Below are 25,312 nucleotides of genomic sequence, written 5' to 3' on the forward strand. Positions count from 1 at the left end.
GACCATGTTGGCGCCATGACGGTCCACACCCCGCCAGCGAGCCGCCAACGCGCTTTCCTGCGCCGGACGGGCGCGCGGGCGGGGCGGGGGCTCTGGCGCTTCGTGCCGGGGGCATTGTTCACATCCGTGCTGAGACGAGTCGATCGGGGCCTGCTGACCGGCTCCCTCGAGCTGCACTTGCCGGATGGCGCCGTGCGCCTGCTCGGCGGCCATGCGCCGGGCTTCTCGGCCATCGTCCATCTTGCAAGCTGGCGAGCGGTCGCGCGCCTCGCCACCTCCGGCTCGACGGGCTGGTATCGCGCCTGGGCGGCGGGCGACTGGTCCAGCCCGGATCCGGTGACGCTGTTTGCCCTGTTCGGCGCGAATGCCCGTTCGCTGGGGAGTGCGGCGCGCTCGTCCGGGCTGCCGCGCCTGCTCGGGCGGCTGAAACTCGCCCGGCGGCACAACAGCCGGCGTGGCGCGCGCCGGAACATCGCCGAGCATTACGACCTCGGCAATGATTTCTACGCGCTCTGGCTCGACCGAACTCTCACTTATTCGAGCGCATGCCCCGCCTATCCCGATGAACCGCTGGACGAAGCGCAGACCCGCAAGATCGACGCGCTTCTGGACCGGCTCGACCTCAAAGACGGGGACCGGCTGCTGGAGATCGGCTGCGGGTGGGGCGGCCTCGCCGCGCGGGCGCTCGAGCGATACGACCTGCACTATACGGGCCTTACGCTGTCGAGCGAACAGAAGGCCCATGTCGAGCAACGCCTCGCCGCCAGCGGAGCGCCCGCGCGCGTGCTGCTGCGCGATTATCGCGACGCGGAAGGCACGTATGACGCGATCGCGAGCGTGGAAATGGTCGAGGCGGTCGGGGAGCGCTACTGGCCCGCTTATCTGGAAAGCATTGCGCGCCTGCTGAAGCCGGGCGGGCGGGCGGCCATCCAGTTCATCAGCATCGATGATGCAATCTTTCCCGCTTATGCCGCCCGGGCGGACTTCATCCAGCAATATGTCTTCCCCGGCGGATGCCTGCTCTCCGAGCGGCGCTTCCGGGAGATCGCCGCACAGAAGGGGCTGCTGTGGCAGGATCAGGTCCGCTTCGGGCTTGATTATGCCTGGACCCTGCGCAAGTGGCGTGAGCGCTTCGATGCGGCCGTTGACGCCGGCATGCTGCCGCTACGGTTCGATGTCCGCTTCGTCGATCTGTGGCGCTATTATCTGATGTATTGCGAGGGCGGGTTCATCGGCCGGTCGATCGACGTCTCGCAAGTCACTCTGGTGAAGGGCGATTCGCCGCCGGCATAGCGGCGTCGATCTCCTGCCGGATCCGCGCGATTTCCGCCTGCATGAGCGGCAACTGCGCTTCTTCTTCGTCGAGAATGGCCTCAAAGGCCTGCCGCTTCCACGCGGCCCGGCGCGCATCCGCATCCGGCCAGGCCGGCATGGTGGAGAGCAGCAGGTCGATCAGCCGGTCGGCGCCGTGCAGCCGGCCCCACAGATAGTCATTTTCCCGATAGGCGCGGCTGAAGAACGCGCCGAAGCTGTTGAACTCGATGCCGCGCAGCGTCGCGGCAGCGCCGCCCGCGCGGATAGCCGTCGCATCCTCGGGGGAAATCCGGTCCACCTTGATGGGGTCATATTCGTCCAGTCCCTCACCCTGCAGCAGTGGGAGCGTGGCGATGTCGTAGAAAGGGAAACCCAGATAGGCCTTGAGCAGGTGCCTGCGATCCTCCGGCGCGAGGCATAGCGCCGCTTCGGCGAAGCGCGCGTCCACCACCGCATCGGCCGCGCGCAGATCCCGCGCCTCGGCCACGGCCTCGATGGCGGCGAGCGGATCGCGCCGCGCCGCCCGGGCACGTTCCCGCACAGTCTCGTCGAACCAGCCGGGCAATTGCCTTTCCGCGTAGAGCGCGATGGCCTCGTAAAGCATGTCGCGCATCTGGGCGCGACCGTCATCGACTGCTTCGCCGGCCGAATCCTGCTCGCCCGCCGTCGACAGGTTGCGAGCGAGGAAGCGGAGGCGGCGGATGCGGAAGGCGACGTCATGGCTCCGGTAGAAGGCGATGAGCGCGTCGCTCGCGCCATCCGAAGTCCCGTGCCCCACATTGTCGATGCCACGCACATGCAGCGCATCCCGCAATGTCCGCCGCAATTCCTCCCGGTCCAACGGCGACCCGTCTCCGGCCAGTGCGAGGATCAGGTCGGCCAGTTCCTCGACAATGCCGGAATATTTGAGATAGCCATAAGCGGGATAGGCAAACCCCGCCGATCGGGCCGCCCGCTGCTGAAAGCGGGCGCGCCAAACGGCGAGACGCCGCGCCGTCGGCCGGATGAGGAACAGCGTGCGGCCAAGCGTGCGATCGACAGTGCGCTCGATATCCGGCCGAAGCGCGTCGACGATATGCTGCATGCGCCGTATCCGCGCCGACCGGGCCGCGATCGCTTCCAGATTGTCGCGAATGGGCTGCTCGCGCGGAATGTCGCTGACCGCGCCGAAGATCGTGCGGAAAAAACCGGGGAGGGGGCGTTCGCCCGTCTCTGTCCGTGCGACGGGCGACGTCAGGCGAAAACCCGCCACGTCGGGCGCGGGCTCGACATAGACGAAGCGCCTGTCCACGATCCGGCGGGCAGGGCGATCCTTGAGCGCATCGATGGCCTGCGCGAAGGGCGCATTGGCGAGCACGGAGCCATCGATCAGCACGGCATCCTCCGCCGTGCCCCGCGCACTGTGGTGCGGCAGGATGCGGCGCAGGAAGGCCTCGCGCCCCGGCCATGGCCGCTCCCGCTCGCTCAGCACGCGATCGAGTTCCCGCACCGTGAAAGGCGGAAAGGCGCCGGGAAAGCTCGCCGTGGCGCGCGCCGCGAAGACGAGCTCGGCCGGGTCCGCGAGGCGGCGGGGATAATCGCCCCGAGCCCGGAAAGCGATGGTCAGCCGATGCTCGGTTTCGTTGATCTGGGGGGGGCTGTTGAGCCGCAGCGTTTCCTCATGCCCCGCGAAATCCGTCGCCGTCACGAAGAGATCGAGCGGATGATGAGGCGGCAGCAGCGGCTCGCCATGGGCACCCGCACTCATCGCGTCGAAAGCATCGAGCAGCAGGCCCGAAAAGCCCTTGCCGCCGAAGGGTGGCGCGAACCAGCGCGCGCGCACGAAGTTGGAGAGCTTGCGGCGCACTTCCTCCCGGGCCTCGGGCGCCACCGTCTTGTCCACCGTGTCGCCGCGCCGGCGCATCAGCAGCCAGAGGATGGGCGCCGCCCAGAATTTGGTGAAGCGCGACAGGGGCCGCGCATCGGGATCGAGCAGGATGTCGGCATCGGCGCAGCGGAGCCACAATTCGGTCAGCGGATCGAGCGACTCGCCGGTCTCGATCGCCTGGGCAAGGAAGATGCCGTTGATGCCCCCCGCGCTGGCTCCGGCGATGATGTCCGGCAGGACACGCAGCCTGAGATCATGATCTGCCTGGCAGGCCCGCAGCATCGCGAGATAGATGCTCTCGCTTCCCCCGTCCGGCGCGGGACCGACGCTCCAGAAATCCCGACTGGCGCAGGCGAGGCGCCAGATCTCCTTGGTGACGCCATGCATGTAGACTGCGAGGCTCACGCCGCCATAGCAGACCAGCGCCAGCCTCAGTTCCTTCTCCCGCATGCGGGCAGATTGGCGCGGACGGCGCGGCTTGTCGACTCGTCAATCCTGCGGAGACCGGATTATCGGCAGCGACCTGCGCCCGTCAGTCCCCGCGCCGGTCAGCCCTTCGTGCTGAACGTCGCCCAGATCGGCAGATGGTCGGACGCGCGCCGCGCCAGCGCCGTGCTGTGAACGCCGCAATCCTCGAGCGCGATATTGCCGCGCCACATGATCCGATCCAGCGCCGCGACCTGACGGCGGGCATGGAAGCTGCGACCGCATGGCGCGATCTCATACTGGCGCGCGAAATCGGCAAGGCACCCGCGATTGACGGTCCACTCGTTGGTGTCGCCCATGAGGATCGTCGCGCCCGAGGGATCGCCATCCTCAAGCTGGTCGACATGATGGACGACTGCGGCTGCCTGCCGACGGCGCCACAGCCCCGAAAGGTCGAGATGCATGCCCACCACACGGGTCTTCATGCCCTTGAGATCGAGCGAGGCGAGCACGGCCCCGCGCGGCTCCAGGCACGGCAGATGCATGACGTCACCGGCAGCCCCTTCCTGCGCGTCCCGCCGGACCAGCAGCGCATTGCCATGCCAGCCCATGCTTTCCGTCCGGGTCGGCAATTCAACGGCCCGATAATCCGAGTGCATCGCCAGCAGCCGGTCCGGCAGCACGGCATGGCGTGGCCCGAAGCGGCGATCCGCTTCCTGCAGCGCGATCACGTCGGCATCGAGCTCGTTGAGCACGTCGATGATCCGTTCAGGCAGTCGACGGCGGTCGGTCCCGATGGCTTTGCGAATGTTGTAGGAAGCGACCTTGATCATGGACGCTCTAATTCGGATGCGCGAACCCGCTTGACAAGCCCCCCCGAACGCGGGACGCAACCGGGCGGACCGGCCATTCGTTATCGCTGCAGAACGTCGAATGGAGGAAGAAGATGAAGATCGATCATGGGACTCTTGTCGCGGTGATGGACGGCAAGAAAATGCTGCTCTTCCGGAACGAGGGCGACGAGACCTATCCCAATCTGGTGCTCGAGCAGGAGCGCGAGCAGGACAATCCTCCCGACCACGAGCAGGCCACCGATGCGCCCGGCCGGGCCTTCTCTTCGGTGGGGCCGGGACGCAGTGCCATGGAGCAAACCGACTTCCATCGCCTTGCGGAGGACAAGTTCGCGGACGAAGCTGCCGCGATGCTCAACAAGCGCGCCTTGGCGAATGCCTTCGACAAGCTCATCATCGTCGCGCCGCCCAAAACGCTGGGCGAGTTGCGCGGCCACTACCACAAGGAGCTGGAAAGCCGGCTGGTGGGCGAAGTGGCCAAGGATCTGACGGGGCATCCGGTGCCGGACATCGAGCGGATCGTCAGCGAAAGCTGAGCGCCGCTCCTGCGCTTCCCCGCACGCCGCTTTGATCTGGCGTTCCCTCTTCGTTCTGATATGAGGGGGCATGGTCAAGCTCAAACGCCGATATGTCTGCCAGGCTTGCGGGTCGCTGGCCACGCGCTGGCAGGGACAATGCGACGATTGCGGGGAATGGAACACGCTGGTCGAGGAAGCTGCGCCCACGGCTTTCTCGGTCCGGCACGATCTGCAGGATGGCGGGCGCGCCATCTCGCTGGTCGGGCTGGACAGCGACGTGGCCCTGCCCGAGCGACTCGGCACCGGCCTTGCCGAATTCGACAGGGCGCTGGGGGGAGGCCTCGTAGCCGGATCGGCCACGCTGATCGGCGGTGATCCCGGCATCGGCAAGTCGACACTGCTGCTGCAGGCCGCTGCCAGTCTCGCCCGCGCGGGGCGCGGCGTCGTGTACGTGAGCGGGGAGGAAGCGGCCGATCAGGTGCGGCTGCGGGCGCGCCGGCTCGGCCTTGGCGATGCGCCCGTGCAGCTCGCCAGCGCGACATCCGTGCGCGATATTCTCACCACGCTGGGGCGGGGGCGCGCGCCGGATCTGCTCGTCATCGATTCCATCCAGACAATGCACAGCGACACGATCGAGGGCGCGCCGGGCACGGTGAGCCAGGTCCGCGCTTCGGCGCAGGAACTCGTGCGCTTCGCCAAGAAGGGCGGGGCCGCGCTCATCCTGGTGGGGCATGTCACCAAGGACGGCACGATCGCGGGACCGCGCGTGCTCGAACACATGGTCGACACGGTGCTCAGCTTCGAGGGTGAGCGCAGCCATCAATATCGCATCCTGAGGGCGATCAAGAACCGGTTCGGCGGCACCGACGAAATCGGTGTCTTCGCCATGGCCGGCGAAGGGCTCCAGGAAGTCGCCAATCCTTCCCTGCTTTTCCTCACCGAGCGGGACGAACGCGTGGCCGGCACTGCGGTCTTCCCCGCCATCGAGGGGACGCGGCCGGTGCTTGTGGAAATCCAGGCCCTTACGGTGCGGCTTGCCAGCGGCGCCACGCCCCGGCGCGCCGTGGTGGGCTGGGACAGCGGTCGCCTCGCCATGATCCTCGCCGTGCTGGAGGCGCGTTGCGGACTCAGCTTCTCCGCCTGCGAAGTCTATCTCAACGTCTCGGGCGGCTACCGCCTGCAGGATCCGGCCGCCGACCTCGCGGTGGCCAGCGCCCTCATCTCCGCGCTCTCCGAGCGACCCGTGCAGCAGGACGCCGTGGTGATGGGTGAAATCGCGCTCTCCGGCGAGGTGAGGCCCGTGGCGCATGCCGCGCTGCGCCTGCGCGAATCGGCCAAGCTCGGCTTCCGGCGCGCGCTCGTTCCGTCGAGCGCGGCAAAGCAGGCCAAGGAACTCTCCGTGAGCGGCTTCACGCAGCTCAGCGACCTTGTTGACCATATGCTTGGGCGGGACTAGCGACCGCAGCATGACCGCACTCGACATTGCCGTCCTCCTTCTCATCGGCGGCCTCGCCATTCGCGGGTTCATCGCAGGCTTTGTCACGGAATCGCTGGCGCTGGGCGCATTGATCGGCGGCTTTGTCGCGGTGCGCCTGTTCCACGCCCCGGTGACGGCGATGCTGACCGGCCTCGTCGGCTCGGAATATGGCGCGGCCCTCATCGCCTTCGTCGCGATCTTCGGGCTTGTCTACGGGCTCGGGAAAGTGCTGGCCGGCTATATCGGCGGCAAGACCAAGAGCTCGGCGCTGGGCATGTTCGACCGGCTTCTCGGGCTTGGCTTCGGCGCGGTGAAGGGCCTGCTCGTCGCCACGATCTGTTTCGTTCTCTTCACGATCGTCTATGACGCGCTTTACGGGGTAGAGACGAACCGGCCGGACTGGATGCGCCTCTCGCGCTCCTATCCGCTGCTGAACGCCAGCAGCTCGGCCACGAGCAAATGGATTGCGGAGAACAGTCGGCAGGGTGGGCTGCTCGGCGATTTCGGAGAAAGCGAGCAGGACAATGCGGCCGATGCCGGCGAATGACAGGCAGCCGACGCGATGAGCGCCAGCCTTTACAGCATTGACGTCCTGCGCATGGCGGCGGACGTGGCGTCCTTCCCGCCGCTGGGTGACGCCGATGGCGCCGACGAACGGCGCTCCCCCACCTGCGGCAGCCGCATGAGCGTGACGCTGCGCCTGGATGCGGCAGGCACCATCGAGGCGATCGGGCTCGACGCCAAGGCCTGCGCGCTCGGACAGGCGGCCGCAGCCATCTTCGCGATCGGCGCGATCGGCGCGGACAAAGCGCGGATCGCGGCTGCGAGCCAGGGCTGGCGCGCCTATCTTTCTCGGGAAAGCGACAGCCTGCCCGACTGGCCGTCGCTCGACCTGCTGGCGGCGGGGCGCGATTACCCGGCGCGGCATCCCTCCATGCGCCTCGCCTTCGAAGCGGCGGAAGCCGCCATGGAACAGGCGCTGGTACGGGCATCGGCCGGTGGATGACGCCGGCACGGTCCCGACCGTGACGGAATTGCTGCTGAGCGAAGGTGTCATCCTGCTCAGCGTCGCTTTGGCCTTCGTCATCCTGTTCCGTCGTTTCGGGCTCGGCGCCACGCTCGGCTATCTGGTGGCCGGCGCGCTGGTGGGACCCTATGGGCTCGGCCTGGTGGGCGGGGGCGAAAGCAAGCTCGCCATCGCCGAGATCGGCATCGTGCTGCTGCTGTTCCTGGTCGGCCTGGAGCTCAATCCCGCGCGTCTCTGGCGGCTGAGACGAGATATCTTCGGGCTGGGCGTGCTGCAGGTGGTGACGTGCGGTGTCGTGCTGGTCGCGCTGATCTTCCTGACGACCGGCTTCACACTCGGCGCCGCGATTGCCCTCGGGCTGCCGCTCGCGCTCTCCTCGACCGCGCAGGTGTTGCCCAGTCTCAAGGAGAGCGGGCGGATCAACTCCCCGTTCGGCGAGAAGGCCTTCTCCATCCTGCTGCTGCAGGACCTGGCGATCGTGCCCATGATCACCATCATCGCCTCGCTTTCCCGGGCGCCGACCGATCCCGCCGCGCCCCCCAACTGGATGTTGGCGCTCTATACGCTGGGCGCGATCGTCGGCCTCGTCCTGGCCGGGCGCTTCCTGCTCCAGCCTCTGCTGCGTCTCGTCGGCCGTTTCGGGGAGCGGGAGCTGTTCGTCGCGGTCGGGCTGTTCGCGGTGCTGGCGTCCGCCTCGCTGATGCACGCCCTGCACCTCTCGCCGGCGCTCGGCGCCTTCATTGCGGGCGTGATGCTGGCGGACTCGCCCTATCGGCACGAGATCGAGTCGGACGTCGAACCGTTCCGCATGATCCTGCTCGGCCTGTTCTTCGTTGCGGTCGGCATGGTGCTGGACGTGGCGGTCATCCTCCGGGAACCGCTGTTCATCCTGGGCATGGCGCTCGCGCTGGTGGCCGTGAAAATCGGGCTCATCGCCGGGCTGGGCCGGCTGTTCGGCATGCCAAGCGGGCAGGCGCTGGCGCTCGGCCTGCTGCTGAGCCAGGGTGGCGAGTTCGGCTTCGTGCTGTTTGCCCATGCGCAGAACGCGCTGCTGATCGCGCCGGAAGCCGCGAGCATGTTCAGCGCGATCGTCACCGTCTCGATGATGACCACGCCGCTGCTGCTCATGCTTGCGCGCCGGCTCGAATTCTCGGCGAAGGACGACGAGACGGCGGCGCTCGACGGGCCGGACGGGCAGGTGCGCGGCGGGGCAATCATCATCGGCTATGGCCGTTTCGGCCAGACCGTGGCCCAGATGCTGATGGGCCAGGGCTGCAAGGTCACGCTCATCGACCGCAAGCCAGCCCAGATCGAGCAATCCCGCCAGTTCGACATCAAGGTCTATTATGGCGACGGCACCAGCATCGATCTTCTGCGGCGGGCTGGCGCGGAGGAGGCCAGCCTGCTGATCTTCGCGCTCGATGATCGCCGCCTGACGCCTGCCATGGTCCACGAAGCGATGGAGGCCTTTCCGCAGGCGGCCGTGCTGGTGCGCGCGCATGATCGCCAGCAGCTTCTCGACTTCGCCAGCCTCTCGCCCGCTGCCGTGGTCCGGGAAGTGTTCGAATCCGCCGTGACCATGGGCAGGTTCGCCCTCAAGGAGCTGGGCCTTTCGCCCGAGCAGATCGACGAGATCGAGCGGCAGTATCGCGACAATGACCTCAAGCGACTGGACGTGCAGCTCGCGTCGGGATTGCTGGCGACCAAGGATCTGCTTTACCGGCCCGGGCGGACCATGGTCCTGCCGCACAAGGCGACAGTGGGAGACGAGGCATGATTGTGGTTCTTGCAGCGCTCAGCGCGGCCATTGCCATCGCGGCAGCAGCCTTTGGCGCGCATGCTGCCGGCAGCGAGCAGGCGGCGGAATGGTTGCGCACGGGCGGCCTGTACCAGCTCGTCCATGCCGTGGCCGTTGTTGCGCTGGGGAGCCGGGCAGACCTGCGCGCGCCTGCCGCGTTGCTGCTCGGCGGCAGCGTGCTGTTCGCTGTCACATTGTACGCCATGGCGCTTGGCGCGCCGCGCTGGTTCGGCGCGATCACGCCCATCGGGGGCGTCATGATGATCCTGGGCTGGCTGTGGGCCGGCTGGCTTTTCGCGCGGCCGCGCCGCTGAGTCAGCGGCTCTCGTCGAGAAAGGCGGAGACGTCCGCGAGATCGACATCCTTCGCCAGCCAGGTCTGACCGATGCCGCGCGCGAGCAGGAAGGGCAGGGTGCCTGCGCTCATCTTCTTGTCATGAAGCATATGCGCGACGAGCGTGGCGCCGGAGGCATCGATGCTGGCATCGGCAAGCGAGGCGGGCAGGCCCATGGCGCGCAGATGATCCCTGACGCGCGCGGCATCCTCGGGCGGGCACTCGCCCCGCCGCGCCGAATAGGCAAAGGCAAGGGCCATGCCGGCCGCGACGCCTTCCCCATGGAGCAGCCTGTCGGAAAAGCCGGTCTCGGCTTCCAGCGCATGGCCGAAGGTATGCCCGAGATTGAGGAGAGCGCGTCGGCCAGTGGTTTCGCGCTCGTCTTCCGCGACGATAGCGGCCTTGGCGGCGACGCTCTTGGCGATGGCATGGCTGCGCGCATCCGGATCGCCCGCCAGCAGGGCAGCGCCATTGGCCTCGCACCAGGCGAAAAAGTCGGCATCGTCAATCAGGCCATATTTCACCACTTCGGCATAGCCTGCCGCGACGTCGCGCCGCCCGAGCGTATCCAGCGTGGCCGGATCGATCAGCACCAGCGAGGGCTGGTGGAACGCGCCGATCAGGTTCTTGCCCGCGCGGCTGTTAATCGCGGTCTTGCCGCCCACGGAACTGTCGACCTGAGCGAGCAGCGTCGTCGGGATCTGGATGAAGTGGCAGCCGCGCTTCAGAATCGCCGCCGCGAAGCCGACGAGATCGCCGATCACACCGCCGCCAAAGGCCAGGACATGGTCCGCCCGCTCGATCCCGTGCGCGATCATCCGGTCCGTCAGGCTTTCCAGATGCCTCCAGTCCTTGGTGGCTTCGCCGGCCGGCAGCGTCACCAGCTCGGCGCGCAGCCCGGCGCTTTCCAGCGCGGCGGCAAGGCGGGGCCATTGCGCGGCAGCGACATTCGTGTCGGTGACGACGAGGAACGGGCGGCCCGTGGCATAAGGCGCCAGGGCCTCGCCGGCGCGATCCAGCAGGCCGCTCTCTATGCGCACATCATAGCTGCGCGCGCCGAGGGAAACGGGAACGATGCTCATTGGCCGATCGCCTTCATGATCTTGTCTATGGTCGCGTCATGCGGCGAATCCGAGCTCATCACGCGGATCGGCGCCTGGGAATAGAAGGGGCGCCGCTCATCCGCCAGCTGGGTGAGCACTTCGCGGGCGTTGCGGTTCCGGAGCAGCGGCCGGCCATCGCGGCGAGAGACGCGCTCGACCAGAATGTCGATATTGGCATCGAGCCAGATCGCGACGGCCTTTTCCAGGATGAGCCTGCGCGTGTCCTCGTTGACGAACGCGCCGCCCCCGGTCGCGATCACCTTGGGCGTGCCATCGATCAGCCGCGCGATCACGCGCCGCTCGCCGTCGCGGAACTGCGCTTCGCCGAAGGTGTCGAAGATTTCCTGGATGCTCATTCCGGCGGCGCGTTCGATTTCATCGTCCGCATCGACGAAGGGCAGCCCAAGGCGCGCGGCCAGCCGACGGCCGATGGTCGACTTGCCCACGCCCATCAGTCCTACGAGGACGAGAGAGGTCTGCGGCCGCCGATCCTCATATTTATCGTTTCGCACCATGATTTGCGCGGCTATACAGCGGCACACGCCTGAGGCAACGGCGATCATCTGCCGTCTCGAGAACCTGAAATTTCGGCAAGGCCACGCAATTCCATCATGAAACTCAGCCGCCGCGACCCCTACCGCCCTCGCAGACATCCTCTGTCCCTTCTCGTCTGGATTCCGCCCATCCTGCTGATCCTCCTCCTCGCCCTGTCCTGGTGGAAAGGCGGGGAGCAGCCGGTCAGCGAGATCGAGATCCCCGTTTCCGCCGAAAATCTGGCAGGATAGGCCGCCGGATGCGGTTCAACCGGCCCCTGCTCCTTGCTGGCCTGAGCGCGCTTGCGCTCGCTCTTCCCGTGCTGGCGCAGAGCGGCCCGGAATCGCTGTTGCCGGAGGGATTCGGAGAACCTGCGCCGACGCCCTCGGCGCCCCCGGCTCGCAACCAGCCTGCACCACCACCGTCGACTCCCTCGACGAGCACGCCGACTCCCTTGCTGTCCGCCACGAGTGCGATCGATCAGGCCGCGAACGCGATGCAGGCGCCGGACAATGCGGCCCAGAATGCCGCGCAGGCCGACGAGATCGCGGAGAAATACGACCTGCCGCCGACGGCCCGGCGCTCGCTCGATGTCATCGGGCCGCTCACGCCCGAGCTTGGCGGACTGGACCGCGCGGCATTCGGCCAGACGCATGGACAGGCTCTCGCAAGCATCATGCGCGCCACCCGCGCGCCGTTCATGTCGCGATGGGCCAGCATCCTGCTTCGCCGCGCCCTGATCTCCCAGATCGACACGCCGGGCGACATCAACGGAGCCGACTGGGTAGCCGAGCGGGCCTGGCTGCTGCTGCGCATGGGCGAGGCGGACAATGCCCGCCTGCTCGTCCAAGGCGTCGATTCGGACCAGTATACGCGGCGGCTTTATTCCGTGGCGATGCAGACCCAGCTGGCCACGGCCGATCCCGCCGGTTTCTGCCCGCTGCTGCCCCGCGCCCGCGATTTCAGCGACGAGCCCGGCTGGTTCATGGCGCAAGCGATCTGCGCATCCTTTTCGGCCGACCAAGGCTCGGCAAGCGCGCTGCTCAACCAGGCATCCCGGCGTGGCATTGCGCGTGGCATCGATTACCGGCTCGCCGAGAAGGTGGTCGGCGCGGGCCCCAACAGCCGACGCTCGGTGCGAATCGAGTGGGATGGTGTTGATCGCCTCACCACCTGGCGCTTCGGGCTCGCGACGGCGACGAATGTCGAGATCCCCGCCGCGCTCTATGCCACCGTTGGGCCGCAGGTCCGCGCGTGGGAAGCCCGCGCGCCCGGGCTCACGCCCGCGCAGCGCCTGCCGGGCACGGCCGTGGCGACACGGCTGGGCGTATTCTCAGGCAGGACCACGCTCGGATTTCATGCGGCGCTCGCCGAGGATGACGATGGCAGCGAGAGCGCCGAGCTTCTGCGCAACGCCTATGGCGCGAATTCCATCCGCGGGCGGATCGACGCGATGCGGGAATTCTGGCGCTTACAGCCGGCCGACCGCTGGCCAGCGGGGCCCGGCGAGGTTCATTTCGGCGCACTGCCCGTGATCGCACGCGCTGCCGCCGCATTGCCGCCGACGGCCGGTGCAGGCGAGGATACACCCTGGCTTGTCGCCGCGATGCTGTCCGGCGGCTATGACCGGAACGCCGCGCGCTGGGCCGCCGCGCTCGGCCGGCTGGAAGGCCATGCACGCGAGCGGACCTGGGCGCTTCTCGCCACCGGCCTGCCGGCACCGGCCTTCGACATGTCCGCGGGCCGCATCGAGTCCTTCGTCTCGGCCACGAGCGGCGAGGGAGAATTGCTGGGTGGCAGCCTCGTTGCCGCGCTCGCCGGGCTGGACCGGCTGCCGGTCGATGCCCGCGACCGCCTGTTGCAGGGCGCCGGCATCGATCCCGTTCCCCGGCGGCGCTGGAGCCGTTCGATCATGGCATCGGCGCAGCGCGGGGAACGCGGAACCGTGGCGCTTCTGGCCGCTGTCGGCATGCAGGGGCAGAACTGGCAGGCCATGACGCCCCAGCAGCTCTATTTCATCATCGCGGCGCTCCGTCAGGTGGGACTGGATCCCTATGCCCGCATGATTGCCGCCGAGGCGATGGCGCGGCTCTGATGGCTGAGGGTGAGGACGCGGATCGTCCCATTGCTCCCCGCGACAGGACGATGATCGACCGCTACCTCGCCATGCTGGCGGCGGAACGCGGCGCAGCGCGCAATACGCTGCTCGCCTATCGCAACGATCTGGAGGATGCCGCAGCGCGCCTCGGCCATCTGGCGACCGCGGATGACGCGGCACTGGCGACGCTGGGGGAGGACTGGGCGGACCTCGCGCCCTCCAGCCTCGCGCGAAAATCCTCGGCGCTGCGGGGTTTCTTCGCTTTTCTCGAGACGGAAGGGGAGCGGACCGACAATCCATCGGGCGGCCTCCCGCGGCCGTCCGTCCGCCGCGCCTTGCCGCGCGTGCTGGGCCATGGCGATGTCGACGCGATCTTTGCCGCCATTGCCGAGCGCCTCGCGCACACCCCGGTTAATCCGCTCGACCTGCGCCTCGCTGCCCTGATCGAGCTGCTGTACGGATCGGGCCTACGCGCCACCGAACTGGTCTCGCTGCCCGCCCGGGCGCTTGCGGTCGACCGGCCGTTCCTGATTCTCCGCGGCAAGGGGGGGCGCGAGCGGCTCGTCCCGATATCCGACCGCGCGCGCGCCGCGATCGCCGACTGGCGGCCGCACCTGCCGGAAAACAGCGCCTGGCTCTTCCCCTCCGGCAAAGGGCATCTCAGCCGCGTTCGCCTGTTCCAGATCGTCCGCGCGCTGGCGGCCGAAGCGGGCATCAATCCCGCCCGGGTCAGCCCCCACGTCCTGCGCCACGCCTTCGCGACGCACCTGCTCGAAGGCGGTGCGGACCTGCGCGCGCTGCAGGCGATGCTGGGCCATGCCGACATCGCAACCACGCAGATCTACACTCATGTCGATGCCGGCCGGCTTGTCGCTCTCGTCAATGCCCGTCATCCGCTCGTTGACCTCAGGCGGCCCGGAGTATAGCGCGCTGCCGATGATCAGTTATCTCGACTTTGAGAAGCCGGTCGCGGCCCTGCAGGCGCGCATCGACGAATTGCGCGAAACAGCCGACAGTGGCGCGATCGACATCGATGCGGAAATCGAAAAGCTCCAGCAGCGCTCGACCACGATGCTGGCGGATCTTTATGCCAAGCTCACGCCCTGGCAGAAGACGCAAGTCGCCCGCCACGCGGCGCGCCCACATTTCCGCGATTTCACAGCCATGATGTGCAGCGATTTCATGCCGCTCGCCGGAGACCGCGCCTTTGCGGACGACAAGGCGATCCAGGGCGGATTCGCGACCATCGCCGGCCGCAAGGTCATGCTCATTGGCCACGAGAAGGGCAATGACACGGCCTCGCGCGTGAAGCACAATTTCGGCATGGGCATGCCGGAAGGCTACCGCAAGGCGATCCGCCTCATGGAACTGGCCGACCGCTTCGGCTTGCCGGTGGTCACGCTGGTCGATACGTCAGGCGCTTTTCCCGGCGTCCAGGCGGAGGAGCGCGGGCAGGCCGAGGCCATCGCCCGCGCGACGGAAGCCTGTCTCGCGCTCGGCGTGCCGATGGTCGCCGCGATCGTGGGAGAAGGCGGATCGGGCGGCGCCGTCGCCCTGGCCTCCGCCAACCGGGTGCTGATGTTCGAGCATGCCATCTACTCCGTGATCTCGCCGGAAGGATGCGCGTCCATTCTCTGGCGCACGGCGGACAAGGCCGCGGATGCGGCGCAGGCGATGCAGGTCACCGCGCAGCACCTCGCCACGCTCGGCGTGATCGACCGCATCGTGCCCGAGCCGGTCGGCGGCGCGCATCGCATGCCGGCTGCCGCCATCGAGACGCTGCAGAAGGCGATCGTCGAGGAATTGCGGACGCTCGATGGCCTTGGGGCCGATCAGCTTCGTCGCCAGCGGGCAGACAAGTTCCTCGCCATGGGCGGTTGAGCGACAGCGGAAACGGCCCGTCCGGGGCAACCCGGCTTCCATCCGGAACAAGGCAGGCGGAACCGCGTGGACCGCTTTGCATTCCATGGAAGCCGGACTAATCCACGGAAGGCAGACTGATCTTGCACAAACGGGACGAGGGGAGGCTCATGGGTCGCAGGTTTCTCACGCTTTGGCTCGGCGGCGCGCTGGTGGCCGGTTGCGCGGCCACAGGGACCGGCACTGCCCAGCGCCAGATCCAGACCGCCACCTCGATGAGCCAGAACGAGAAGGCTCAGGGCGCCAAGGCGCATCCGGAGCTTCTAGCCGAATTCGGCGGCCTCTACACCGGACCGCAGGCCGCTTATGTGACCAGCGTCGGCAAGCGGATCGCCGTCCAGTCGAGCCTTTCCAGCCAGCAGAATGATTTCACCATCAGCCTGCTCAACTCGCGGGTGAACAACGCCTTCGCGATCCCCGGCGGCTATGTCTATGTGACGCGGCAACTCATGGCGCTCATGAATGACGAAGCGGAGCTGGCGGGCGTATTGGGGCATGAAGTCGGCCATGTGGCCGCGCAGCACAGCCAGAGGCGCCAGAGCGCGGCGGCGCGCAACTCGATCCTGGGTATGCTCGGGCAGGTCCTGGTGGGCGCTGTTGCCGGCGACTCCGGGCTCGGCCAGCTCCTGCAGCGCGGCATTGGCACGGGGGCGCAGTTGCTCACGCTCAAATTCTCCCGCTCGCAGGAATATGAAGCGGACGATCTGGGCATTCGCTATCTGGCAAGCGCGGGCTATGATCCCAAGGCGCTCTCCTCGATGCTGGCCTCGCTCGCCGCGCAGAACACGCTCGACGGGCAGATCGGCGGGCAGGGGAGCACCGTGCCGGAATGGGCCAGCACGCACCCGGACCCTGCTTCGCGCGTCCGCCGGGCGCTCACCAATGCCCAGGCCACGCGATCCACGAGCAGCTTGCGCAATGCGGACACGTTCCTCCAGAATCTCGACGGCATGCTCTATGACGACGATCCGAAGGAAGGCATCGTCTCTGGGCGGGAGTTCATCCACCCCGCATTCAAGCTCAAGTTCACGGCACCGAGCGGCTTCACCATCCAGAACGGCACCAATGCCGTCTCCATCGTGGGCCAGTCGGGCCAGGCGCAATTCACCGGCACATCGTTCAGCGGCGATCTCGATGCCTATGTCCAGAATGTGTTCGGGCAGCTGGCGGGGCAGGGTCAACGCCCCTCGATCGCGGTGAGACGCACGACCATCAACGGATTGCAGACCGCATCCGGCGCAGCGAGCATGACGAATTCGCAAGGATCCCGGCTCGATGTCACCGTCGTCGCCTATCAGTTCGGACCATCGACAGCCTATCATTTCGTGGTGGTGACGCCGGCGGGGCAGGGGCTCGGCAACCTGTCCCCACTGGTCAATTCCGTGGCGCGCCTCAGCGACACGGAAGCAGGCGCAGTGAAGCCACGCCGGGTGCGTCTGGTGACCGTGCGGGCGGGCGATACCGCGCAGAGCATCGCCAGCCGCATGACTTATAGCGATCATAAGCTGGAACGGTTTCTGGTGCTCAACGCACTGCAGGCTAACAGCCGGCTCGAGCCCGGGCGGCGCGTGAAGATCATCACCAATTAGGAGATGGACGTGCCGTAGCGGCGCGCCGCGCCCCTGAACGCAAAGAAGGCGGCGGCACATGGCGCCGCCGCCTCTTGCCTGTCGAGAAGGAGTCGTCGAAACTCCCCGACGGAAAGACTATTCGTCGAGCTTGTTCGACACCTTGTTGAAGGTATTCTCCAGGCTGCCGCCCAGGCTGCTCATGGCGCCGATAGCGGCGACGGCGATGAGAGCGGCGATCAGGCCATATTCGATGGCGGTCGCGCCCTTGTTGTTCTTCATCATCTTGCGAACGAAATTCATGACAGGTCTCCTCGATCTGCAGTACTACAATCACCCGGCCAACAAAAAATCAGTCAGCATCAGGTTTCTAGCGGCAGGATCGTTTCCAAAGTCCTAACGTAGAGGTCTGACTGTAAAGAATAGATGGTTAACGATTACTCACCTGATTGGCGACATTCGACCACACATTGTTGGTTTTGGTCGCCATGCTGGTCAGCGCACCGATCATCCCAAGCACGATGAGCGAGATGATGAGGCCATATTCCACTGCGGTCGCGCCGTCCTGCGAGACCAGAATTCTGCGGATAAGCGAGCGCACCGATTTTTCCTCTGCGACAGGCGATCGTGCATGTGTAAGGGAGAAGAGGTTAATAATTCATAGAGAACTGTAACCAAATGGCGAAGCAGCCCCTGGTCGTCGTGGCGGCCGCCCTTGTGGATTCAAATACGCGCATTTTTGTCCAGCAACGTCCGCCCGGCAAGGCAATGGCCGGATTGTGGGAGTTTCCGGGAGGAAAAGTGGAGCCGGGCGAGCAACCCGAGGCAGCGCTGGTGCGCGAGTTGCGCGAGGAACTCGCGATCGAGACCGAAACGGCCTGCCTCGCGCCTGCGACCTTCGCCACCGGCATGATCGAGGATCGCCCGCTGCTCCTGCTGCTCTACGTATGCCGCAAGTGGAAAGGGCAGGTCGTGCCAACGGAAGCGAGCGACAGCCGCTGGCTTCACAAGCAGCAGTTGTTCGCGCTCGACATGCCGCCCGCCGACCAGCCGCTCGTCGCCATGCTCGATGCTCTGCTCTGACTCATCCGGTCGGCTTGGGCCCTGAGGGGCGCAAGGCATCGGCAAGGGAGACCGTAGCGCTGCCGCGTCGTGCAGGCTTGGGCTGGGTGGCGCTGGGATGCCAGCCGCTCCCGTGCAGGATCACGAATTTCTCGGTGACCCGTCCATCGGGCTCGGCTTCCTGCGCGAAATGGTCTGCCGCGCGCACCAGCGCGGCGCGGGTGAGCGGCGGGGAAGGCGAAGCGAGGCACTGTGCCGCGCCCATGCCGCGTAGGTCTCCCAGCAGACCGAACAGCGATCCATATCGCACGTTGAGGGTCTGCTGATCCGCGACCGGCATGGCGAAGCCGGCACGGGCCAGCAGATCGCCCAGTGCGCGCACATCCACTTGCGGATGAAGGCGCTGCGCCGGCCGGTCGCCATCGGCTGCCATCAGCGCCGCCCTGAGCCGGGGGAGCGAACCCGCGCCGACGAAGCTCACCAGCAGCAATCCATCAGGCTCCAGCACGCGATTCATCGCGATCAGCGCGCCGGGCAAGTCGTTCACCGTATCCAGCGTCCCGCAGCACAGGATCAGGTCGAAGGCACCCGCCTCATAAGGCAAGGCGTCTTCGCTCACCTGCTCGCCCTGCGCCCGGGCGGCCCACACTGCCCCGGGATCCGCACAGGTCACCTGGCCATAGCCGGTTGCCGACAGATAGTCCCGCAGCCTTGTGTCCGGACAACCGATGACGAGAACGCGGGAAAAGCTGCGCGAGACGTCGCCCAGGCGCTCCAGCAACTCCTCCGCCATGGCGGCATAAAGGAAGTCGTGGCGCTGGAAGGTTGCGGCGGCCCGGTCGCGCCGCGATGCGCGCAAGGCCGGATCGAAGATGCGAGGAACGTTCATCTCGGGCTTGTGCCGTCTGCGGACGCGTGGAACAAGCCGTTTCATGGGGGTTTTTCCGTTTTTGAGGTCCGCGGTCCGGCCGGTGCTGGACTATGCCCTTCCGCCGCGTTGCCCGGCGTGCGGCGTGATCGTGGCCGAACCGGAAACGCTTTGCGCCGCCTGCTGGTCGACCATCGATTTTCTCGGGGAGCCGCTGTGCACGATCTGCGGGAGCGATCTCCCGCATGGCAGCGGGGAAGGGATCGCCTGCGGAGCCTGTCTCGCCACGCCCCCGCCTTATGACCGGGCCCGTGCGGTGATGCGCTATGGGGACGTCGCGCGGACCATGGCGCATCGGCTCAAATATGGTCGCCGGGTCAGCCTGGCCCGGTTCATGGCGATGCATATGGCCCGACTACTCGAGGATAGCGAAACGGCCGACCGGCTGCTTCTCCCGGTGCCCTTGCACCGATGGCGCATCTGGTCGCGCGGCTTCAACCAGGCGGCGCTGATCGCAGGGCATATGCGGCGGGAGACGGGGATCGCGCTGGAGCTGGATCTGCTGCGCCGGGTGAGAAACACGCCGCCGCTCCATGCCCTCTCCCGGCGCGAGCGCAGCCGGATCGTGAGCGGGGCATTCGTGCTGGCGCCCGGCGCCAGGGCGAAGATCGAGGGCCGGCGCGTCGTTCTGGTCGATGACATCTGGACGACGGGGGCGACGGCGACGGCCTGTGCCCGGTTGCTCAAGCGGAATGGAGCGGCCCGGGTGGAGATCCTCTGCTGGACGCGCGTCTCGCAGGCGGACGATTGACAATCCCGTCCGCCGCTCCAACATCCGGGAAAGAAAAAAGAAAGGAAGCGCATCGCCATGCATCAGGTCGAGATCTATACGCGCGCGTTCTGCGGCTATTGCGCTCGCGCTCTTGCCTTGCTCCGTGACAAGGGCGTGGCGTTCGAGGAATATGACATCACGATGGGCGGCCCCGGCCGCGCGGAAATGATCCAGCGCGCCAATGGCCGCGCCACCGTGCCGCAGATCTTCATCGACGGTCAGCATGTGGGCGGGTGCGACGATCTCATGGCGCTGGAGGTCAGCGGGAAGCTCGACGAGCGCCTCGGGCTCTGAAGCGGGCGCCCGAGTCATGCGGATCGCGCTGTTCCAGATGAATACCGGTATCGACCCGCAGGCGAATGCGTCAGCGCTCGTTGCCGGAATCAAGGAGGCTGCCCGTAGCGGCGCCGGGATATTGTTTACCCCGGAAATGTCGGGCTGTCTCGACAGGGACCGGCAGCGCTCCGGGAGCGTGATTGTCCACGAGGAGCAGGACGCCGTGCTCTCGGCCGTCCGGGCAGCAGCGCAGGACGCCGGCATATGGGTCCATCTGGGCTCGCTGGCGATCGCCGATGAGCATCAGCCGGGCAAGCGCCGCAACCGGGGCTATCTCATCGACCCCGCCGGGAATATCCGGGCCCGCTATGACAAGATCCATCTTTTCGATGTCGATCTGCCGACCGGCGAGAGCTGGCGGGAATCGAATAGCTATGTCGCGGGAGAGCAGCCCGTCGCCACCCAGACGCCATGGGGTCGGCTCGGACTGACGATCTGCTATGACCTGCGTTTTCCCGCCCTGTTCAGCGCACTCAGTGATGCCGGTGCGAATATCATCTCGGTGCCGGCCGCATTCACGGTGCCGACCGGCGAGGCGCACTGGCATGTGCTGCTGCGCGCCCGGGCGATTGAATCGGCAAGTTTCATCGTTGCGGCGGCGCAATGCGGACGGCATGAGGATGGCCGCCACACTTATGGCCACAGCCTGGTCGTCGATCCGTGGGGCACCGTCCTTCTCGACGCCGGTCAGACGATCGGCATCCATTATGTGGACCTGCCCCTCGATCGGCTGGAAGATGTGCGAACGAGAATACCGGCCCTGCGGCATCGCAAGCCGATCGGAGACGTTGTGATTTCATGATTTCCTTCGACCTTCAATGTTCCAGCAACCACATCTTCGAAGGCTGGTTTCGGTCTGGCGCCGATTATGAGGAGCAGCGCAGGGCAGGGCAGATCCACTGCCCGACGTGCGGCTGCCCGACGATTTCCAAGGCCGTCATGGCGCCGGCCGTGGCCATGAAGGGCAATCGCCGCAGCGATCTTGCCGGCCGTTCCGACAAGCAACCGGGGATTCCGCAGGATCCGCAGGTCCATGCGGAGCGCGTTCAGCACCTCCTTGATGCGCTGGCGAGCGCCCAGGCGGAAATGTTGAAGGAATCCCGCTGGGTAGGCGCCGACTTTGCCGAGCAGGCGAGGGCCATTCATTATGGGGAAGCCGAGCCCGCGATCCTCCACGGCGTCGCAAAGCCGGCGGACGCCAAGGAGATGCTGGAGGAGGGGATCCCCATCGCGCCGCTTCTCGTGCCGATCGCGCCGCCTGACGAATTGCACTGAATTGCAGCCGGACCGACCACAGGCTTCAAGGCGGTGGACATTGACCCGGTCCAAGCGGCACAATAGGAGCGCATGGCATGCGCCCGTAGCTCAGCAGGATAGAGCATCAGATTCCTAATCTGGGGGCCACAGGTTCGAATCCTGTCGGGCGCACCAATCCTTAACGCGTCGGATGGCATGCGTGCTTTGACGGAGAAGCAGACATGAACTGGAGCGATCCCCGACGCGGCCGTCCCGAGGGAGCGATCCTTTGACGGGGCCGACTATGGAAAACGAGCGAATGGCGCCGCCGCGCGGCGAAGCGGCCTGGCGGCAGGCGCGGCTGCTCAATGTGTGGATCGACGATCTTTCGGTCCAGGAACTGGTCGAGCACCTCGACAATGACGTACTCTTCACCGTCAATTCCGATCATCTCTACCAGCTCCAGCGCAACCCGGACTTCGCCGCCGCTTATGCGGACGCCACGATCGTGTCGTGCGACAGCAAATATGTCAGGGGCGGCGTGCTGGCGCTTGGTCGAGGCCCCATGCGCAAGGCGTGCGGATCGGACATCGTGCCGGCTTACTGGCAACATCACGCATCCAATCCCGATGTGCGGATGTTCCTTCTGGGCGCAAAGCCGGGCGTGGCGGCCATGGCGCAGGCCCGCATCAATCGCTTGGCCGGTCGTGATATCGTCGTCGGCGCGCATGGACCGTCGATGAACTTCGTCAATGACGAAGCCGAATGCGCCGCGGCCATCGAGATGATCAACGCGTCAGGCGCGACCTGTCTCGTCGTGGGGCTCGGCGCGCCCAAGCAGGAAATCTGGATCAGCAAGCATCGGCATCGCATGCCCGGCGTGAAGGTCTTCATGGGCGTGGGCGCAACGATCGATTATGAGGCCGAGGCCGTGGTGCGAGCGCCCAAATGGGTGCGCGCCATCGCGATGGAATGGCTCCATCGGGTGCTCAGCGATCCGAAGCGCTATGCCATGCGCTATCTGCGGAACACGGAATTCTTCTGGCTGGTGCTGCTCGATGGTCTTGGCCGATACCGGCCGCCGGCATTTCTTTCGCCAGTCACCGCGGCGCGAAAGACAAGGCCGGAGACCGGCGGCGCTGAACCGGAAGCGGCGATCACGGGCTGATGCGCGCGCCGAGCACCCCTTTCATTTAACATAATATATATTATCGGACTTTGAGATGAGCAGCAGGGCGGCGGACATAACTCCCCTTCAGGATATCATGGCGCGGCTGCGTGATCCGGAGCACGGTTGTCCGTGGGACGTCGCACAGGACTTCGCTTCAATCGCGCCGTACACGATCGAGGAAGCCTATGAAGTCGCGGACGCGATCCAGCGGGACGACATGGCCGGACTCAAGGACGAGCTTGGCGACCTGCTGCTTCAGGTGGTGTTCCACAGCCGGATGGCTCAGGAAGCCGGATCGTTCGACTTATCCGACGTTATCACAGCCATTTGCGAGAAGATGGTGAGACGTCATCCGCACGTTTTCGGCGATGGCGGCGCATCGCCCGGCTGGGACGAGATCAAGGCGGCGGAACGCGCGGAGAAAGATGACGGCGATCATTCGGCGCTGGCCGGCGTTGCGGTGGCATTGCCGGCGCTGGCCCGCGCCGAGAAGCTCCAGAAACGCGCCGCGCGCGTGGGCTTCGACTGGGACAATGTCGAAGATGTCCGTAACAAGATACTGGAAGAAATGGAGGAGGTCTCCGACGCCGTCGGCTCGGAGGCGCTTGAGGAAGAGATAGGCGACCTGCTGTTCGCGGTGACCAATCTCGCTCGCCATCACAAGGTTGATCCCGAAACTGCGCTCCGGCGGGCCAACGCCAAGTTCGAGCGCCGCTTCCGTGCCATGGAGGCCATGGCCGGCACCGATTTTCCCGGGCTTTCGCTGGGTGATCAGGAAGCGCTCTGGCAGGCCGTGAAAGCAGCGGAGAAGTCGGCCGGACGCGACTGACCGGGCTTCCCCGGCCGGCCTTCCGGCAATCTCATTGAGCGAGCTCGGCGCAGCCAGCCGCTGTTTTAAGCCTTGGAAGACCTGAAAGGGCGCCCCTTCCCCCTCCCCGCGCCCGGTGCTTGCGGGCGCAGCGACGGTCTCAGTTGCTATGGAGGCGAAGGAAGCGCTCATGGTCGGCGGGCGCCATGCGGACCGACACATGCACCGTTGCGGTTTCGCCCGACGTATCGTGCTCTTCCAGGAGCACATCGCCATGCGCATGGAGCCAGGCCAGCGCAGCGCCGTCGCCGCCGTCCAGCGTGATCTCGTAACGGCGATGGCCTTTCGCCAGAATATCCGAGAGCATGCGCCGCAACGCGTCCACCCCCTCCCCGGTCAGCGCCGAGACGATGGCGACATTGCCCTCCTGCTCGGCGCGAGCGCGCACGGCGGCAAGGCGCTCCGGATCCTCGATCAGGTCGGCCTTGTTCCAGATCTCGATGATCGGCGCGACCGGCCCCCCCCCTTCATGCGCCGCGTCCGGCGCTTCCGCCTTCCCGGCCGACCCGTCCTCGTCCGCCGGTGCGGCACCAAGATCGGCGAGAACATCGAGAACGTCCGCTTTCTGCGCCTCGGTATCGGGATGCGCAATGTCCCGCACATGGAGGATGAGGTCGGCCGACAGCACTTCCTCCAGCGTCGCGCGAAAAGCGGCGATGAGCTGGTGGGGCAGATCCGAGACGAAACCCACTGTGTCGGAGAGGATCGCCTTGTCGATGCCCGGCAGGCTGATCTGGCGCATGGTGGGATCGAGCGTGGCGAACAGCATGTCCTGCGCCATGACATCTGCGCCCGTCAGCCGATTGAAAAGCGTCGATTTTCCGGCGTTGGTATAGCCGACGAGCGCGATCACCGGCCAGGGCGCGCGCTGACGGCGGGCCCGGTGCAGCCCCCGCGTACGCGTCACCTGATCCAGCTCCCGCCGGATGCGGGCCATGCGATCGCGGATCATGCGCCGGTCCGCCTCGATCTGCGTCTCGCCGGGACCGCCAAGGAACCCGAAGCCGCCGCGCTGACGCTCAAGATGCGTCCAACTCCGCACGAGCCGGCCGGCCTGATAATCGAGATGCGCCAGCTCGACCTGGAGCCGGCCTTCCGCCGTCGCGGCGCGTTCGCCGAAAATTTCCAGGATGAGCCCGGTGCGATCAATGACTTTCGCGGACCAGGCCTTCTCCAGATTGCTTTGCTGGACCGGCGTCAAATTATTGTCGACGACGACCAGCTCGGCTTCGGCCTGTGCGACCAGTGCGCCGATCTCCTCGACCTGACCGGACCCGAACAGGGCGGCCGGTCGCGACTGGCGGACGCGCCAGACGCCTGTCTCCACGACGTCCAGCCCGATGGCCAGCGCCAGGCCACGCGCTTCCTCGAGACGTGCGGAGACGTCGCGCCGCTGCCGCCCGCCAAGGTCGGCATGCACAACGACAGCCCGCGCCCCGCGCGCGACCTCCTCACGTTCTGTGAAATGGGCGATGGTTCAGACTCGCCGGTCAGTCTTCGTCATCGTCGCTCTCCCCGGAGAGATCGAGCGGATGCGCAGGCTGAACCGTGGAAATCGCATGCTTGTAGACGAGCTGGACAAGGCCATCGCGCTGAAGAAGCATGCAGAACAGGTCGAAAGCGGAAATCTCGCCCTGAAGCATGACGCCGTTCACGAGGAACATCGTCACCGGCTCGCCGGACTTGTGAACCGCCGAGAGGAAAATCTCCTGCAGCAGCTTGGGCTTGCGTTCATTGGCGGAAAAGGCGGACTCGATCTTCGAGAGATCGAGCGGATGCGCCGGCATGACCGTGGAGATTGCGTGCTTGTAAACCAGCTGGGTCTGACCGTCCCGGCGCAGCAGCACGGAGAAGTTGTCGAACCAGGTCACGATGCCCTGAAGCTTGACGCCCTTCACGAGAAACATCGTCACCGGAGTCTTGCTCTTGCGGAGACTATTGAGAAAAATGTCCTGAAGATTGTTAAGTTTATCGGCCATTTTTAACTCCTGTTATTGGCGGGTCGCTGCCCGCATCGCGTCCAGTCTGAACGTCGATTGCCCCACCCTGCGTGGGGACGGCTGGAAACCTAGGCGATTCCCCGGGGGAAATCCAGCCATAGCCT

General features: G+C 66.4%; 28 protein-coding genes and 1 tRNA gene. 20 read left to right on the top strand and 9 right to left on the bottom strand.

What is annotated here, in order from left to right; all coding sequences use genetic code 11:
- The first annotated feature begins 15 nt into the window (after positions 1-15).
- Positions 16-1,293 carry an SAM-dependent methyltransferase gene (locus SLG_RS08735; protein ID WP_014076093.1) on the top strand — a complete coding sequence of 426 codons (1,278 nt, stop codon included), beginning with the start codon at positions 16-18 and terminating at the stop codon, positions 1,291-1,293.
- On the opposite strand, the gene SLG_RS08740 is transcribed toward SLG_RS08735, so the two are convergent.
- A complete protein-coding gene (locus SLG_RS08740; RefSeq protein ID WP_014076094.1) occupies positions 1,259-3,631 on the bottom strand; it encodes a patatin-like protein in 2,373 nt (790 codons plus the stop codon). The genes SLG_RS08735 and SLG_RS08740 overlap by 35 nt on opposite strands.
- Before the next feature lie 98 nt (positions 3,632-3,729).
- A complete protein-coding gene (locus tag SLG_RS08745) occupies positions 3,730-4,440 on the bottom strand; it encodes an endonuclease/exonuclease/phosphatase family protein (RefSeq protein ID WP_014076095.1) in 711 nt (236 codons plus the stop codon).
- Positions 4,441-4,553: 113 nt separating this feature from the next.
- Here SLG_RS08745 and SLG_RS08750 point away from each other — a divergent pair, with 113 nt between their 5' ends.
- The 6 genes from SLG_RS08750 (at position 4,554) to SLG_RS08775 (ending at position 9,592) form a co-directional block, all read left to right on the top strand.
- Positions 4,554-4,994 (top strand): host attachment family protein, encoded by a 441-nt coding sequence (locus SLG_RS08750; protein ID WP_014076096.1) that lies wholly within the window; start codon positions 4,554-4,556, stop codon positions 4,992-4,994.
- A 70-nt stretch (positions 4,995-5,064) separates the two neighbouring features.
- Positions 5,065-6,432 carry a DNA repair protein RadA gene (gene radA, locus SLG_RS08755; RefSeq protein WP_014076097.1) on the top strand — a complete coding sequence of 456 codons (1,368 nt, stop codon included), beginning with the start codon at positions 5,065-5,067 and terminating at the stop codon, positions 6,430-6,432.
- 10 nt (positions 6,433-6,442) lie between these two features.
- Positions 6,443-7,000 (top strand): CvpA family protein, encoded by a 558-nt coding sequence (locus tag SLG_RS08760; protein ID WP_014076098.1) that lies wholly within the window; start codon positions 6,443-6,445, stop codon positions 6,998-7,000.
- 15 nt (positions 7,001-7,015) lie between these two features.
- The gene (locus SLG_RS08765) at positions 7,016-7,459 is read left to right on the top strand and encodes a hypothetical protein (protein ID WP_014076099.1); all 444 of its coding nucleotides are present in this window, start codon (positions 7,016-7,018) and stop codon (positions 7,457-7,459) included.
- Positions 7,452-9,257, top strand: a complete 1,806-nt coding sequence (locus tag SLG_RS08770) for a cation:proton antiporter domain-containing protein (protein WP_014076100.1) — start codon at positions 7,452-7,454, stop codon at positions 9,255-9,257. The genes SLG_RS08765 and SLG_RS08770 overlap by 8 nt, the downstream gene beginning before the upstream one ends.
- Positions 9,254-9,592 (top strand): DUF423 domain-containing protein, encoded by a 339-nt coding sequence (locus tag SLG_RS08775; RefSeq protein ID WP_014076101.1) that lies wholly within the window; start codon positions 9,254-9,256, stop codon positions 9,590-9,592. The genes SLG_RS08770 and SLG_RS08775 overlap by 4 nt, the downstream gene beginning before the upstream one ends.
- A 1-nt stretch (position 9,593) precedes the next feature.
- On the opposite strand, the gene aroB is transcribed toward SLG_RS08775, so the two are convergent.
- The gene (gene aroB / locus SLG_RS08780) at positions 9,594-10,694 is read right to left on the bottom strand and encodes a 3-dehydroquinate synthase (protein ID WP_014076102.1); all 1,101 of its coding nucleotides are present in this window, start codon (positions 10,692-10,694) and stop codon (positions 9,594-9,596) included.
- Positions 10,691-11,230: a shikimate kinase gene (locus SLG_RS08785; protein WP_014076103.1), complete on the bottom strand. Its 540-nt coding sequence runs from the start codon at positions 11,228-11,230 to the stop codon at positions 10,691-10,693. Before SLG_RS08785 ends, aroB begins: the two co-directional genes overlap by 4 nt.
- 96 nt (positions 11,231-11,326) lie before the next feature.
- On the opposite strand from SLG_RS08785, the gene SLG_RS21680 reads away from it, so the two are divergent.
- From SLG_RS21680 to SLG_RS08805, 5 genes are all read left to right on the top strand, one after another.
- A complete protein-coding gene (locus SLG_RS21680; protein ID WP_014076104.1) occupies positions 11,327-11,500 on the top strand; it encodes a hypothetical protein in 174 nt (57 codons plus the stop codon).
- 8 nt (positions 11,501-11,508) lie between these two features.
- Complete coding sequence (locus SLG_RS08790; RefSeq protein ID WP_014076105.1) at positions 11,509-13,344, top strand: hypothetical protein; 1,836 nt, start codon at positions 11,509-11,511, stop codon at positions 13,342-13,344.
- Positions 13,344-14,273 (top strand): tyrosine-type recombinase/integrase, encoded by a 930-nt coding sequence (locus SLG_RS08795; protein ID WP_014076106.1) that lies wholly within the window; start codon positions 13,344-13,346, stop codon positions 14,271-14,273. Before SLG_RS08790 ends, SLG_RS08795 begins: the two co-directional genes overlap by 1 nt.
- Before the next feature lie 10 nt (positions 14,274-14,283).
- Positions 14,284-15,228 (top strand): acetyl-CoA carboxylase carboxyltransferase subunit alpha, encoded by a 945-nt coding sequence (locus SLG_RS08800; RefSeq protein WP_014076107.1) that lies wholly within the window; start codon positions 14,284-14,286, stop codon positions 15,226-15,228.
- Positions 15,229-15,377: 149 nt separating this feature from the next.
- A complete protein-coding gene (locus tag SLG_RS08805; protein ID WP_014076108.1) occupies positions 15,378-16,856 on the top strand; it encodes a M48 family metalloprotease in 1,479 nt (492 codons plus the stop codon).
- Positions 16,857-16,973: 117 nt separating this feature from the next.
- On the opposite strand, the gene SLG_RS08810 is transcribed toward SLG_RS08805, so the two are convergent.
- Complete coding sequence (locus SLG_RS08810; protein WP_014076109.1) at positions 16,974-17,138, bottom strand: Flp family type IVb pilin; 165 nt, start codon at positions 17,136-17,138, stop codon at positions 16,974-16,976.
- Positions 17,139-17,265: 127 nt separating this feature from the next.
- Positions 17,266-17,436, bottom strand: a complete 171-nt coding sequence (locus tag SLG_RS08815) for a Flp family type IVb pilin (protein ID WP_014076110.1) — start codon at positions 17,434-17,436, stop codon at positions 17,266-17,268.
- Positions 17,437-17,513: 77 nt separating this feature from the next.
- On the opposite strand from SLG_RS08815, the gene SLG_RS08820 reads away from it, so the two are divergent.
- Positions 17,514-17,918, top strand: coding sequence for a (deoxy)nucleoside triphosphate pyrophosphohydrolase (locus SLG_RS08820; protein ID WP_014076111.1), 405 nt, complete (start codon positions 17,514-17,516; stop codon positions 17,916-17,918).
- Between the two features lies 1 nt (position 17,919).
- Here the strand turns inward: SLG_RS08820 and SLG_RS08825 are convergent, their stop codons facing one another.
- Entirely contained in the window at positions 17,920-18,831 is a 912-nt protein-coding gene (locus SLG_RS08825) for a class I SAM-dependent methyltransferase (RefSeq protein WP_014076112.1), read from the bottom strand.
- Between SLG_RS08825 and SLG_RS08830 the strand changes: the two genes are divergently transcribed.
- From SLG_RS08830 to mazG, 7 genes are all read left to right on the top strand, one after another.
- The gene (locus SLG_RS08830; protein ID WP_014076113.1) at positions 18,830-19,576 is read left to right on the top strand and encodes a ComF family protein; all 747 of its coding nucleotides are present in this window, start codon (positions 18,830-18,832) and stop codon (positions 19,574-19,576) included. The genes SLG_RS08825 and SLG_RS08830 overlap by 2 nt on opposite strands.
- A gap of 57 nt (positions 19,577-19,633) precedes the next feature.
- Complete coding sequence (gene grxC / locus SLG_RS08835) at positions 19,634-19,891, top strand: glutaredoxin 3 (RefSeq protein ID WP_014076114.1); 258 nt, start codon at positions 19,634-19,636, stop codon at positions 19,889-19,891.
- A gap of 16 nt (positions 19,892-19,907) precedes the next feature.
- Complete coding sequence (locus SLG_RS08840) at positions 19,908-20,735, top strand: carbon-nitrogen hydrolase family protein (protein WP_014076115.1); 828 nt, start codon at positions 19,908-19,910, stop codon at positions 20,733-20,735.
- Positions 20,732-21,208, top strand: coding sequence for a DUF1178 family protein (locus SLG_RS08845; protein ID WP_014076116.1), 477 nt, complete (start codon positions 20,732-20,734; stop codon positions 21,206-21,208). The genes SLG_RS08840 and SLG_RS08845 overlap by 4 nt, the downstream gene beginning before the upstream one ends.
- Before the next feature lie 79 nt (positions 21,209-21,287).
- Positions 21,288-21,364, top strand: a tRNA-Arg gene (locus SLG_RS08850).
- A 124-nt stretch (positions 21,365-21,488) separates the two neighbouring features.
- Positions 21,489-22,337 carry a WecB/TagA/CpsF family glycosyltransferase gene (locus tag SLG_RS08855; RefSeq protein ID WP_014076117.1) on the top strand — a complete coding sequence of 283 codons (849 nt, stop codon included), beginning with the start codon at positions 21,489-21,491 and terminating at the stop codon, positions 22,335-22,337.
- A 55-nt stretch (positions 22,338-22,392) separates the two neighbouring features.
- A complete protein-coding gene (mazG, locus tag SLG_RS08860; protein WP_014076118.1) occupies positions 22,393-23,169 on the top strand; it encodes a nucleoside triphosphate pyrophosphohydrolase in 777 nt (258 codons plus the stop codon).
- Positions 23,170-23,308: 139 nt separating this feature from the next.
- Here the strand turns inward: mazG and hflX are convergent, their stop codons facing one another.
- Together hflX and hfq are read right to left on the bottom strand one after the other, a co-directional pair.
- The gene (hflX, locus tag SLG_RS08865; protein WP_014076119.1) at positions 23,309-24,628 is read right to left on the bottom strand and encodes a GTPase HflX; all 1,320 of its coding nucleotides are present in this window, start codon (positions 24,626-24,628) and stop codon (positions 23,309-23,311) included.
- 70 nt (positions 24,629-24,698) lie between these two features.
- Positions 24,699-25,187, bottom strand: coding sequence for an RNA chaperone Hfq (gene hfq, locus SLG_RS08870; RefSeq protein WP_014076120.1), 489 nt, complete (start codon positions 25,185-25,187; stop codon positions 24,699-24,701).
- Positions 25,188-25,312 lie beyond the last annotated feature (125 nt).

It is taken from the genome of Sphingobium sp. SYK-6 (genome assembly GCF_000283515.1).
Classification (GTDB): domain Bacteria; phylum Pseudomonadota; class Alphaproteobacteria; order Sphingomonadales; family Sphingomonadaceae; genus Sphingobium; species Sphingobium lignivorans.